Raw genomic sequence first — 12,659 nt, forward strand, 5'->3', positions numbered from 1 at the left:
GGACTGCCTGGGGTTGTCGGTCACCTGTGGAACACTGAGTGGACCAGGGCATACGAGAGGAGGATAGCACATAACGGACAGACACGTTTCGGCCAACCGGCCGAGACGGTGGTCCCCGCCGATCGCCCGACTTCGCCAGCCGCAGCCAGGCCCTTCGCCGCCGGGGACCGGCTATTCGGACCGTGATCCGGTCAGCGCGGTCAGATCGATTGTGACGGGAGTGCCGGACAAGTCGATCCGAACCGTCGATTGATTGTCGGCAATCAATTCGTAGTAGTCGCCGACCAACCGATATCCGGTCAATGTTGTCGGGGCGTCGAGGTCGACGAGCCAATAGTGCTCGATTCCGGCCTCGGCGTATTCGGCGAACTTGGCGACCCGGTCGGTGCGCCGCGACCCGGGGGAGAGAATCTCTACCGCCAGCAAGACCTCGTCCGCATTCCAACGCGGGTTGGTCTCGATTCCAGCGTCGGGGACGACGATGAGATCGGGAACTCGGACAGTCGGGGGAGCTACCGGGTCGATGACAACCTCGGTCTCGGTCAGGACACCGAGCGTCGGCGGCAGTTGTGGCTCCAGTTGGGCCGCAAGGCGCCACATCGCTCGTTGGTGCTTCGACACCGGCCTCGGTGACACGATGAGTACCCCCTCCACGAGCTCGTAGCTACGGCTGTTGTCCTCCGGCAGCGCCTCCCAGTCCGCCATCGTCAGTAGACGATCGGGCCAATGCATAACCACGTGCTCACCTCCTCTCGTATGCCCTGGTCCACTCAGTGTTCCACAGGTGACCGACAACCCCAGGCAGTCCAGCGGCGAGCCGCTGTCGACGCGCTATCCGCGCGGGCGCGCGCTATCCCCGCAGGCGCAGCACGGCCATGACCCGGCGGTGGTGGGTGTCCGACGGGGGCAGATCCAACTTCAGGAAGATGTTGCCGATGTGTTTTTCCACCGCGCGTTCGGTCACGGTGAGGGTGGTGGCGATGGAGGCGTTGGTGAGGCCCTGGGCCATCAGCTCCAGGACTTCGCGTTCGCGCGGGGTGAGGCGGGCGAGCGAATCCTGTTGCCGGGCAGCGCCGAACAGCTGGCTCACCACCTCGGGGTCGAGAGCCGTACCGCCGGTGGCGACGCGCTGCAGGGCGTCGACGAATTCGCGGACGTCTGCTACCCGGTCCTTGAGCAGGTAGCCGACACCGCCCGCACCGCCGGCGAGAAGTTCGGTGGCATAACGGGTTTCGACCCATTGGGAGAATACGAGCACTCCGGTGGCGGGAAATTTCCGGCGCAGTTCGATGGCGGCGAGCAGACCTTCGTCGGTGAACGAGGGCGGCATCCGCACGTCGACCACGGCGACGTCGGGACGGGTTTCGGCCACGATCTCGCTCAGCCGGATCCCGTCGCCGACCATGGCCACGATCTCGTGACCGCGGTCGGTGAGCAGGCCGGCCAGACCGTCCCGCAGGATCGCGCTGTCCTCGGCGATCACGATCCGCAGGGCGTCGGCGGTGCGGCCGGCCTCGGCCGTACTCATTGCGGGCCCGCGATCGGCAGGGTGACGGTGATGTTGGTGGGCCCTCCGATCGGGCTGTCGACGGTCAGGTTGCCGTCGACGGAGCGCGCCCGTGCGGCGAGACCGGCCAGACCACCGCCGACCAGCCGCTCGGTCGGCGCATCGGCCCCGGCCTCGGATTCACCACCCATCGGACCGGGCTGTCGCACCCCACCGTGACCGTTGTCGCGCACGCTCACCATCATCGTCGCGGCGCCCGCCGGCGCGACCGACACCCACGCCGCGGTCGCCCCCGAATGCTTCACCACGTTGGTGAGCAGTTCCGCGACCGAGAAATACGCGATCGCCTCGATCGCCGGACTGGGCCGCTGCGGCAGGTGAACGCGCAGTTCGACCGGTATCGCACAGCGCGCGGTCAGCGTCTCCAGCGCCGGTTCCAGTCCCAGTTCGAGTGCGGGGGGATGGATGCCGCGCACCAGTTCCCGCAGCTCGGCGATGGCGTCCTTCGAGCTCGCCCGGGCATCGGCGATCAGCGCGGCCGGGTCGGCGCCCGCGGCGAGTCGCTCCTCGGCACGCCCCAGCGTCATCGCGATACTCACCAGCCGTGCCTGGGTGCCGTCGTGCAGATCGCGTTCCAGCCGCCGCAGCGTCGCCGCGGAATCCTCGACCGCGACGCGCCGGCTCTCCTGCAGTTCGACCATCCGCCGATCGCCCGCGGTGGGTGTCAGCAGCACCAGCATCAGCCCGCGATGCGCCCAGCACACCGCGCGCACGAGCCACGGCAGCAGGAAGCAGCCGATGACGCCCAGTGCCGCCAGACCGAGTACGCGCGGCCAGGTGTCGATGTAGTAGTCACCGAATTGCGCCATCGAATGATGTTCGCGCCCTTGCGGATCCACGTTGACGGGGTGGAAAACCGCCCACGGGACGGGGGAGATCGCGGTGAAGACGGTCACCGCGATCACGGTCAGCACCACGTATCCGACGAACACCCCGAGGACCGCCTCGGCGACCAGGAAGGCCAGTGCCCGCCATGCGGTGCGATCGGTGAAGACGCTGCGGAACCAGCCCACCAGTCCCGGCCGGGCGGCGAAATTCGGCGGCGCCGGCAGATCGGCAGACAGTAGCGCGGCACCCACGGCCCGGTAGACCCGTCCCCAGATCCGGCCGCCCAGCAGCACCCCGGCCAGCAGCGGAGCGCCGATGATCAGGATCGAACTGTAGAGCCCGACGCCGTAGCCGACGAACAGATAGGCCAGCACCAGACAGCCCAGAATCGCGGCGACGACCAGGTAGGCCAGCTCTTTCCAGGTGCGTGCCTGGAACGGGGCGCGCAGGATCGCCCGCAGCACCGACCCGGCGGTCGGGCGCGAGTCCGGACGGTCGAGTACGAGCGTCGGTTCGGCGAGTGTTTCGGTCATAGCTTCCATGCTGGTCGGAGCCGATCCGCGCAGCGAGGGAGCAGACCGGCGAATCGACGGTGTGGACAGCACCACCATCGGATCCGACGGTACCGGGCGCGGCTACGATGACCGGCGTGAATCACCCGCTCCAGCCGCTGCCCGACCCATCGGACGGCGATGTGCCGGGCCCGACCGAATGGGGCGAGCATCCGCACGGCGTGGGCCCGTGGCGCGACGAATTCGGCACCGAACCGCCGGACGATCCGCGTCTGGACCCGGAACTGCTCGCGCACGGCGACCGGCGCAACGTGGTCGACGCCTACCGGTACTGGTCGCGCGCGGCGATCGTCGCCGATATCGATAGCCGTCGCCATCCGTTCCACATCGCGATCGAGAATTTCGGGCACGACGCCAATATCGGCACGGTGGTTCGCACCGCGAATGCCTTCGCCGCGGCGGCGGTCCATATCGTCGGACGACGGCGCTGGAATCGGCGCGGCGCCATGGTGACCGACCGGTATCAGCACATCGTGCACCACAGCGATATCGCCGAACTGCTGGAGTTCGCCGAGCGCGAGAATCTCACCGTGGTGGCCGTCGACAACGTGCCGGGTTCGGTGCCGCTGGAAACCGCTGCGCTGCCGCGTGATTGTCTGCTTCTGTTCGGTCAGGAGGGTCCGGGCGTCACCGAGGCCGCCAAACGGGCCGCGGTCATGACGGTATCGATCGCGCAGTTCGGCTCGACCCGCAGTGTCAACGCGGGTGTCGCCGCCGGAATCGCCATGCACGCGTGGATAACTCAGCACGCGGACCTCGAACGTTCTTGGTGATCATCGGGAATCACGCAGTGCCGCGGCCGTCGCGGATTCGCGGCAGCGCAGCAGTTCTTCCGGAGTGCCCTGGAAGATGATCCGGCCGCCGTGCCGGCCGGGGCCCGGCCCGAGGTCGATAATCCGGTCGGCCGCGCGGACGACGTCGAGATTGTGTTCGATGACGACCACGGTATTGCCCCGGTCGATCAGATGGTCGAACAGCTGGATCAGCGTATCGATATCGCGCAGGTGCAGCCCCGTTGTCGGCTCGTCGAGGACATAGAGGGTGTGCCGGTCGCCGCGCGCGAGTTCCCTGGCGATCTTCAGCCGCTGACATTCCCCGCCGGACAGCGTGGTCAGCGACTGTCCGAGCCGCAGATATCCGAGTCCGACCTCGTCGAGATGCCGCAGACCCCGCGCGACCGCGGGCAGTCGCCGCATCGCCTCGGCGATGGTCAGATCGTCGATATCGGCGATGGTCAGGCCGTCGACGGTGTAACCGAGCACCCGATCGGTGAACCGGCGTCCGCCGCACGCCGAGCACACCGTTTCCTGACCGTCCATGAACGCCAGGTCGGTGTAGATCACACCGGCGCCCTCGCACACCGGGCAGGCTCCCTCGGAATTCGCGCTGAACAGGGCGGCACTCACCCCGTTGCGCTTCGCGAACATGGTGCGCACCGCGCCGGCGATCCCGGCGTAGGTGAGCGGCGTCGACCGCCGGTTGGTGCCGACCGGACGCTGATCGACCACGGTGGCCGGATGCCGCTGCACCAGTTCCGCGGCCAGACTGGATTTACCCGAACCCGCGACGCCGGTGAGCACGGTCAGCACACCGGTCGCGATGTCGACCGAGATGTCGCGCAGATTGTTGCGAGTCGCGTTGTCGATCCGCAGTTTTCCGGTCGGCACCCGCGGGGTGCGGCCGGTCCGCCGGATCCGCAACGCCTGCCCGGTAGGTGTGTCCACGGTCGCCAACCGCTCGAAGTCGCCCGTGAACACGATCCGCCCGCCCTCGGCCCCGGCCCCCGGACCGACCTCGACGATATGGTCGGCCACCCGCATCACATCCGGATCGTGTTCGACCACCAGAACGCTGTTGCCCTTGTCCCGCAACGATTTCAGCAGTTCGGTCATCGGCCGCACATCGTGCGGATGCAATCCGACGGTGGGTTCGTCGAAGACGTAGAGCATTTCGGTCAGACTGCTGCCGAGATGGCGAACGGTCTTGATGCGCTGCGATTCTCCGCCGGACAGTGTCGTCGTCGGACGTGACAGCGACAGGTAACCGAGGCCGATGTGCGCGAGGGCGCGGAGCCGCTCGTGCAGCGCGGACACCACCGAAACCATTTCGGGGTCGCGCACCTCGGTGATCAGCTCGGCGAGTTCGCCGATCTCCATCCGGCTCATCTCGACGATGGTGTGGTCGAGTACCCGCGCCGAGCGGGCCGCCGGATTCAACCGTTGCCCGTCGCATTCCGGACACGGTCCCGAGTGGGTGAACCGCTGCAGCACAGCCTGTTTGCGTTCGGACAGGTTGTCGGAGGTGTGCAGATACACCCGCTCGAACAGCTCGATCACGCCTTCGTAATCCTTCGGCGGACTCGGCCGCAGGGCCGCGGCGGCGGGCCCGCCGTGCAGCAGTGCGTCGCGTTCGGCGGGCGACCATTCCCGCAGCGGCACGGTCGCATCGAAGGCTCCGAGTTCGGCGTAGCGGCGGTACCAGTACTGACCGGCGGCGTAGCCCGGCAATCGGATCGCGCCCTGCTCCAGCGAGAGATCCGGGTCGAGCACCTGCTCCAGATCGGGAACCAGCGTTTCGCCGAGACCGGAACAGGCCGGGCACATTCCGGCCGGATCGTTGAACGAGAAGTGATTGGATTCCCCGACGTACGGTTGCCCGATACGCGAGAACAACAGCCGCAGATAGGTGTACGCATCGGTGATGGTGCCGACCGTCGAACGGGCGTTGCCGCCGAGCCGCTTCTGATCGATCACCACCACCGGCGAGAGGCCGTCGATCAGGTCCACCTCCGGACGCGTCCACCGCGGCAGCCGATTGCGCACGAACGGCGGGTAGGTCTCGTTGACCTGATATCCCGCCTCGGCCGCGATGGTGTCGAAAACCAGCGACGATTTGCCCGAACCGGACACCCCGGCGAACACCACCAGCCGGCCCCGCGGCACATCGATATCCACACTTTTCAGGTTGTTGGTACGCGCTGCGCGAATGCGGATCGAAGTCATATCTCGACGCTAGGGACAGATGTGGCCGGCTTCTGACCGCAATTGCCGGAGGATGGAGTCATGAGCGCCACTCGCCGCCTGCTCGATCTGCTCGCTTATCTGCAGACCGGCCGCCGCTACACCGGCGCCGAACTGGCCGCCCGCCTGGAGACCAGCCCGCGCACCGTGCGCCGCGATGTCGAGCGGCTGCGCGAATACGGCTATCCGGTCGCCACCCAGCCCGGCCCGGGCGGCTTCTACCAACTCACTGCCGGCCGCATCCTCCCGCCGCTGGTCTTCGACGACGACGAGGCGATCGCCACCGTCGTCGCCCTCGGCATGCTCGCGGCGACGTCGGAACCGCACAGCCAGGGGGAGCGCCAGGGCTCGTCGGATATCGGCGCCGCTGCCCTGCGCGCCTTCGGCAAGATCGACCAGTTGCTGCCGAAGCGGTTGCGGGGCCGGGCGAACGCGGTGCGGGCGACGGTGGAGACGGCGGCGGTCGTGGCGCCCGCGGTCGACGCGGCGGTGCTGGCGCTGGTGGCCAGGGCCGCGGCCGGACACGAACACCTCGTCTTCGACTACCGCACCCGCACCGGCGGGCTCGCCCGGCGCCGGGTCGAACCGTATCGGCAGGTGTATCAGCATCTGCGCTGGTATCTGCTCGCCTGGGACCGCGATCGTGGCGATTGGCGCACCTTCCGCCTGGATCGGATCGCCGATATCGCCGCTACCGGAACCTTTTTCGAGCCGCGCCCGCTACCGGCCGAGACGGCCGCGGGCTACCTCCGGCGCGAACTCACCGCCGGGCGGCATCGCGCGGTCGTCACCGTGGAGGCTGCGGCCACGGCGGTCGCCGACATCCTGAAATTCCAGGACTGCGATATCGAGTCGCGCGGACCGCAGCGCTGCCGGATCACCACATGGGTGGATTCGTTCGAATGGCTGGTGCTCAATCTCGCCTTCCTCGACGCCGATTTCGTGATCGAGGAGCCGCCCATGTTCCGCGACCGCTGTCGCGCTCTCGCAGCACGTATGGAACGCGCGTCCGTCGCCGTGGAACCGGGCTGACACGCCGCGCGTACCGGGCCGACTCGGCACGTCGCGGACACGAGTCGATCGCGTAACAAATCGGGCGCGAAATCGGGGCTCGGACTGGCACGATGTACCCATGAATTCGCGGAGCGACGACGTGCAACCGCGTCCGCATCTGCGGCGGGGGCGCGCACGAGTCGATTCCGCTGCCGAGCCGGGCGCCGATATCTGGGCACAGCGAGCCGATGCGGCCGAATCGGCCATCGTGTCCCGGCATCTGCGGCGGCTGTGGCTGCTGCCGGGGGCCGAGCTGGGCGTGGTGGGCTGGCCCGCGACCACCGCGGAACGATTGTTCATCAGCTGGAACTACTGGTGGCAGGCTCATCTCGTCGACTGCGCGATCGATGCCGCCGACCGGGAGGCCACCCCGGCCCGCACCGGACGTATCGCCGCCATCGCGCATGCCCACCGGCTGCGCAACATCACCGGCTGGACCAACAACTACTACGACGATATGGCTTGGCTCGCACTCGCTTTGGAGCGCGCCGAACGCACCCGGGGCATCACCGAGGTGCGCGGCGGGCTGATCGCGCTCGAGCAGCAGCTCATGGCGGGATGGCAGCCGGAGATCGGCGCGGTGCCGTGGCGTAAGGGCTCCGACTACTTCAACGCTCCCGCCAACGGTCCGGTCGCCATCGCACTCGCGCGCCTGGGGCATCACGAGCGCGCCGCGCAGATCGCCGACTGGATCGACGCCACCCTGCGCGATCCGGAAACGGGACTGATCCTCGACGGCATCCACCTACCCTCGGGCCGGATCGAACGGCCGACGTTCAGCTACTGCCAGGGCGTGGTCCTCGGGCTGGAAACCGAACTGGCGGTCCGAACCGGAGACGTTCGTCACCTCGAGCGCGTGCAGCGATTGCTCCGCGCGGTCGAGGACCGGATGACGGAACGGAATGTCGTCACCGGCGGGGGCGGCGGGGACGGTGGTCTGTTCAACGGGATCCTGGCCCGCTATCTCGCGTTGGTGGCGGTCATGCTGCCCGGAGACGAGGTTGCGCACCGCTCGGCCCGTCGCTCGGCCGCCGCGATCGTGAAAGCCTCGGCCCGCGCCGCCTGGGACCATCGGCTCGAGGTCGAGGGCGATCCGCTGTTCGGCCACGACTGGAACGAACCGGCTCGGCTGCCGGGCGGCACCGCCGGGGCCGCACGGCCTACCCCGGGTGGTTCGGTCACCTCGTCGCGGACACCGGAACGAGATCTGTCGGTGCAGTTGTCGGGCTGGATGTTGATGGAGGCCGCACACGTGGTGACGGCCGCCGGACTCTAGCGGGCGCCGGCGGCCCCAGGGCAGATCAGTGCCGGGGATCGGTCCACACGATGCGCGCGGGCGCCGCGGTGGCCGCGCGCTCGGGGCGGACGGTGCGCAGCGGCACGGTGTCCGGATAGTCGGCGGTCCGGATCTCGAGAGGCAGCGTGTCGAGGGCGTCCGAATCGAAAGCCGCCCGGTCGAAGCCCTGGGCGTCGAAGTTCTGGCCGTCGAAGGTCTGGCCGTCGGATTCGAGTTCGACATCGAAGTCCTCGGCCGGACGCGACATCTCCGCGCGGTACTGCCGCAGGCCGATGATCGTGCCGATGATCAGCACCACGACCAGCGAGCCGCTCACGGTCGGCATCAGCCAGGACACCTTGTTCAGATAGCCGCCGGTGTAGTAGCCGAGCAGCAGCAGAATCGGCGCCCAGATCACCGCGCCGATCGAACTGGCCACGGTGTAGCGGCGGTGGTCCATCCCGGCTGCCCCGGCGACCAGCGGGCACAGCGTGCGCACCCACGGAATCCAGCGGGCGATGAGAACCGCCACGAACCCGTGCCGGTGCAGCAGATCCGATACCCGGGCCAGATTCTCGGCGTTGACGTATTTGCCGTTCTTACGGGCGATCAGGCGATGGCCGGTGCGCGTGCCGATCACGTACCCCACCTGGTTACCTGCGATAGCGGCGAGCATGGTCGCCACCACCAGCGCCCACACCTGCGTATGCCCGGTCTCGTGTGAGGCGAAGATGATGCCGGCGGTCAGCAGCATCGAATCGCCGGGCAGGAACAGGCCGATGATCACCGCGCACTCGAGGAAGACGAAGACCAGGACGACGGTCCAGACGAGTGCCGGCCCGGCGGACTGCAGCGGATCGAATCCGCCCAGTGCAAGGGGTAACGGCGTAGCAGGCAATGGTGTCAGTGCGTGGGTTCGTTCGTCGGTACGGACATCGTGGGCTCCTCGATCTCGAGCACCGGCTCGTGGTTACGCAGCTTCTTCGCCACGGAGATGATGGCGGGCAGGATCGAGACGAACACGATCAGCAGGAAGATGGCCTCGACGTGATCGCGAATGAACCCGACGTTCCCCAGGAAGTACCCGAGGACCGTGATGCCGCCGGCCCACAGAATGCCACCGATGATGTCGAACGTGAGGAATTTGCGGTAATCCATCTTCGACACGCCCGCGAGTACCGGCATGAAGGTCCGCACGATCGGCACGAAGCGCGCCAGGATGATCGTCTTCGGACCGTACTTCTCGAAGAAGGCGTGCGTCTCGGTGATGTAGCGCTGTTTGAAGAAGCGCCCATCCTCCTTGTGGAACAGCGCCGGCCCGATGGCCCGGCCGATCCAGTAGGCGCACTGATCGCCCGCGATCGCGGTCACCGCCACCGCCGGAACGAGCACCCAGATCGACACCGGCGGATGTTCGAGCGCCGCGAGCAGGCCGCCGGTGAACAGCAGCGAATCGCCCGGCAGGATCGGGAACAGCAGCCCTGTCTCGATGAAGACGATGACCAGGATGGCCGGCAGCACCGCATTCGACATCCAGGTATCCGTCAGCAGATACATGGGGTCGAGCAGCTTGTGGACGGAGAATCCGTCGGCGAGAGTGTTCGTGATGGCCAGCGTGGTCACGGGCCCCACAGTACCGGTCACCGTGCGATCTCACCGAACCTCACGGGAACCTCTCAGGCGTTGGCGAATTTCGGTCAACCGAGTTTCGGACCGCTCCCGGCGGTCGACGTGGGTGCGCGCCCGGCCCGGCAAGTCCGCCGCAAGCACTCCCGATCCCGGGCCGCCTTTCGCGACAACGGGCCATGAACTTAGGGTATGGGCTGACAGAATTGTTGTTCGCAGCACACATACGGAGGTCACTCAGTGCCCATCGCGACTCCGGAGGTCTACGCCGAGATGCTCGGTCGGGCCAAAGAGAACTCCTTCGCCTTCCCCGCGATCAACTGCACCTCCTCGGAGACCATCAACGCGGCCATCCGCGGGTTCGCCGAGGCCGGCAGTGACGGCATCATCCAGTTCTCCACCGGCGGCGCCGAATTCGGTTCCGGCCAGGGTGTGAAGGACATGGTCACCGGTGCGGTCGCGCTGGCGGAGTTCGCTCATGTGGTGGCAGCCAAGTACGACGTGACGATCGCGCTGCACACCGACCACTGCCCCAAGGACAAGCTGGACGGCTTCGTCCGTCCGCTGCTGGCCATCTCGCAGGAGCGGGTCAAGGCCGGGCAGAACCCGCTGTTCCAGTCCCACATGTGGGACGGCTCGGCCATCCCGATCGACGAGAACCTCGAGATCGCCAAGGAACTGCTGAAGCAGGCCGCCGCGGCGAACATCATTCTCGAGGTCGAGATCGGTGTCGTCGGCGGTGAAGAGGACGGTGTCGAGGCCGAGATCAACGAGAAGCTCTACACCTCGTCCGAGGACTTCGCCAAGACCATCGACGCCCTGGGCGCCGGTGAGAACGGCAAGTATCTGCTCGCCGCCACCTTCGGCAACGTGCACGGCGTCTACAAGCCGGGCAACGTGGTGCTCAAGCCCGAGGTGCTGGCCGAGGGCCAGCGCGTGGCCGCGGCCAAGCTCGGCCTGGGCGACGGCGCGAAGCCGTTCGACTTCGTCTTCCACGGCGGCTCGGGCTCGCTGAAGTCGGAGATCGACGACTCGCTGAAGTACGGCGTGGTGAAGATGAACGTCGACACCGACACCCAGTACGCCTTCACCCGTCCGATCGCGGCGCACATGTTCACCAACTACGACGGTGTGCTGAAGATCGACGGCGAGGTCGGCAACAAGAAGACCTACGACCCGCGCAGCTACCTCAAGAAGGCCGAGACCTCGATGGCCGAGCGGGTCATCGAGGCCTGCAACGACCTGCGGTCGGCCGGCAAGTCGGTCAGCGCGAAGTAGTAGTTCCCGCAGCGGAACGGATCGAGGGTGCGTCGTCCGATGGGCGGCGCACCCTCGGCGTTCGCGGCCGCCACCGTGACGGCGGGTTGTCCCAGCCGGAAGGGCACGAGATGATCTTCTCCGTGAGCAGATGGACACTGTGCCGAGAATCCGGACGACACGAGGCGCTGGACCGGTGAGCAATCCGACCGGCCCCCAATCCATTCCGCCCACCGGGCTCGACGTCCGCGTGCTCGGGCCCGTGCAACTCTCGGTCGGCGGAACGGCCGTACCCGTGGGCGGACCCAAGCCGCGAGCGCTGCTGGCCGCGCTGGCGGTGAACCGGCGGCGTGCCGTCTCGTCACAGGCGCTGGCCGATATCGTCTGGAACGAGGAGCCGCCGGATTCCTATCAGGCGAGTCTGCAGGTATTCGTCTCCAATATTCGTAAGGCGCTGCGTAATTCGGGAGTCGACCCGGCAACGGTGCTGTGCACCGAATCCTCCGGCTACCGGCTCGACATCACCGACGACGAATGCGATCTGGGCCGCTTCGAGGCCACCCACAAGGCCGCGATCGAGGCCGGCGCGGCGGGCGACCACGAGAGCGCGTCGCGGCTGTACGGTGCTGCACTGGAACAGTGGAGCGGTAGAGCGCTCGACGATCTGTCCGGCACCCGCTTCGCCGACACCTTCGCCACCGCGATGGACGAGGAACGCCTGCTCGTCGCCTCCGCCCGCATCGATGCCGAAATCGCCTGCGGCCGCGCCTCTTCGGTGGTCGGCGAACTGGTGGCGATGACGAACGAGCATCCGATGCGGGAACCGCTGTGGGTGCAGCTCATCACCGCGCTGTATCTGTCCGGCCGCCAGGCCGACGCGCTGGAGGCCTGCCGCCGGGTCCGGGCTGTTCTCGCCGACGAACTCGGGATCGATCCCGGGCCGGCGCTGGCCGAACTGGAGAAGCGCGTCCTGCGGCAGGAACCGCTCAATACGATGGCCATCGCCCAGGTCGAGCGAATGGCCAAGGCGATGACCGAAACCGTCACCGACACCCCGCGCAGCGCCCACGCCGGACGGCTGCGGCTGGCGGACGGCCGGGTTTTTCCGATTGCCAAGGGCGGCTTGAAGATCGGCCGCATGACCGACAACGATCTGATCCTCGACGATCCGAAGGTCAGCCGCTATCACGCGCACGTCCTGCCCAGCCGGGCCGGGATGCTGATCAAGGATCTGGCCTCGGCAAACGGCATCTACGTCGACGACGAGGTCGTCGACAGCGGCACCATGCTGTTCGGCGGGGAACTCATCCGGATCGGTTCGACGGTGCTGAGTTTCGAGGCGGATACCGAGTAGGTCGCGCCGAACACACCCGCGGTTGCGCGATAACCGCCGTTCCAGGGCGTTTCCCGGGTAGGGTCGGCGCGGGTGCCGTCCGCGGGATGAGGTCGCGGGTAGGGGA

Annotated in this window: 10 protein-coding genes and 1 pseudogene; 5 read left to right on the top strand and 6 right to left on the bottom strand. The window is 67.5% G+C overall.

Going from position 1 to position 12,659, the window contains the following annotated elements:
* Nucleotides 1-171 precede the first annotated feature (171 nt).
* The 3 genes from A5780_RS03915 to A5780_RS03925 form a co-directional block, all read right to left on the bottom strand.
* Nucleotides 172-732, bottom strand: coding sequence for a Uma2 family endonuclease (locus A5780_RS03915; protein WP_063017314.1), 561 nt, complete (start codon nucleotides 730-732; stop codon nucleotides 172-174).
* Nucleotides 733-850: 118 nt separating this feature from the next.
* Nucleotides 851-1,528: a response regulator transcription factor gene (locus A5780_RS03920; protein WP_174555025.1), complete on the bottom strand. Its 678-nt coding sequence runs from the start codon at nucleotides 1,526-1,528 to the stop codon at nucleotides 851-853.
* Nucleotides 1,525-2,928 carry a sensor domain-containing protein gene (locus A5780_RS03925; RefSeq protein WP_231982840.1) on the bottom strand — a complete coding sequence of 468 codons (1,404 nt, stop codon included), beginning with the start codon at nucleotides 2,926-2,928 and terminating at the stop codon, nucleotides 1,525-1,527. The genes A5780_RS03920 and A5780_RS03925 overlap by 4 nt, the downstream gene beginning before the upstream one ends.
* 107 nt (nucleotides 2,929-3,035) lie before the next feature.
* Here A5780_RS03925 and A5780_RS03930 point away from each other — a divergent pair, with 107 nt between their 5' ends.
* A complete protein-coding gene (locus A5780_RS03930; RefSeq protein ID WP_064906168.1) occupies nucleotides 3,036-3,740 on the top strand; it encodes a TrmH family RNA methyltransferase in 705 nt (234 codons plus the stop codon).
* Here the strand turns inward: A5780_RS03930 and A5780_RS03935 are convergent, their stop codons facing one another.
* Nucleotides 3,741-5,969, bottom strand: a complete 2,229-nt coding sequence (locus A5780_RS03935) for an excinuclease ABC subunit UvrA (protein ID WP_064907734.1) — start codon at nucleotides 5,967-5,969, stop codon at nucleotides 3,741-3,743.
* A 60-nt stretch (nucleotides 5,970-6,029) separates the two neighbouring features.
* Between A5780_RS03935 and A5780_RS03940 the strand changes: the two genes are divergently transcribed.
* The gene (locus A5780_RS03940; RefSeq protein WP_063017308.1) at nucleotides 6,030-7,019 is read left to right on the top strand and encodes a YafY family protein; all 990 of its coding nucleotides are present in this window, start codon (nucleotides 6,030-6,032) and stop codon (nucleotides 7,017-7,019) included.
* A gap of 100 nt (nucleotides 7,020-7,119) precedes the next feature.
* Entirely contained in the window at nucleotides 7,120-8,316 is a 1,197-nt protein-coding gene (locus tag A5780_RS03945; protein ID WP_082976268.1) for a glycoside hydrolase family 76 protein, read from the top strand.
* Between the two features lie 235 nt (nucleotides 8,317-8,551).
* Here A5780_RS03945 and A5780_RS03950 read toward each other — a convergent pair.
* Both A5780_RS03950 and A5780_RS03955 read right to left on the bottom strand, forming a co-directional pair.
* Nucleotides 8,552-9,223 (bottom strand): annotated as a pseudogene (locus A5780_RS03950) (DedA family protein); the annotation flags it as partial.
* Nucleotides 9,220-9,873: a DedA family protein gene (locus A5780_RS03955; protein WP_051756587.1), complete on the bottom strand. Its 654-nt coding sequence runs from the start codon at nucleotides 9,871-9,873 to the stop codon at nucleotides 9,220-9,222. The gene A5780_RS03955 and the pseudogene A5780_RS03950, both read right to left, overlap by 4 nt.
* 309 nt (nucleotides 9,874-10,182) lie before the next feature.
* On the opposite strand from A5780_RS03955, the gene fbaA reads away from it, so the two are divergent.
* Together fbaA and A5780_RS03965 are read left to right on the top strand one after the other, a co-directional pair.
* Nucleotides 10,183-11,220, top strand: a complete 1,038-nt coding sequence (fbaA, locus tag A5780_RS03960) for a class II fructose-bisphosphate aldolase (protein ID WP_030516652.1) — start codon at nucleotides 10,183-10,185, stop codon at nucleotides 11,218-11,220.
* 175 nt (nucleotides 11,221-11,395) lie between these two features.
* Nucleotides 11,396-12,553 carry a BTAD domain-containing putative transcriptional regulator gene (locus A5780_RS03965; protein WP_231982841.1) on the top strand — a complete coding sequence of 386 codons (1,158 nt, stop codon included), beginning with the start codon at nucleotides 11,396-11,398 and terminating at the stop codon, nucleotides 12,551-12,553.
* Nucleotides 12,554-12,659 lie beyond the last annotated feature (106 nt).

Origin of the sequence: Nocardia sp. 852002-20019_SCH5090214, from assembly GCF_001665865.1 — a bacterium.
Taxonomy (GTDB): Bacteria; Actinomycetota; Actinomycetes; order Mycobacteriales; family Mycobacteriaceae; genus Nocardia; species Nocardia nova.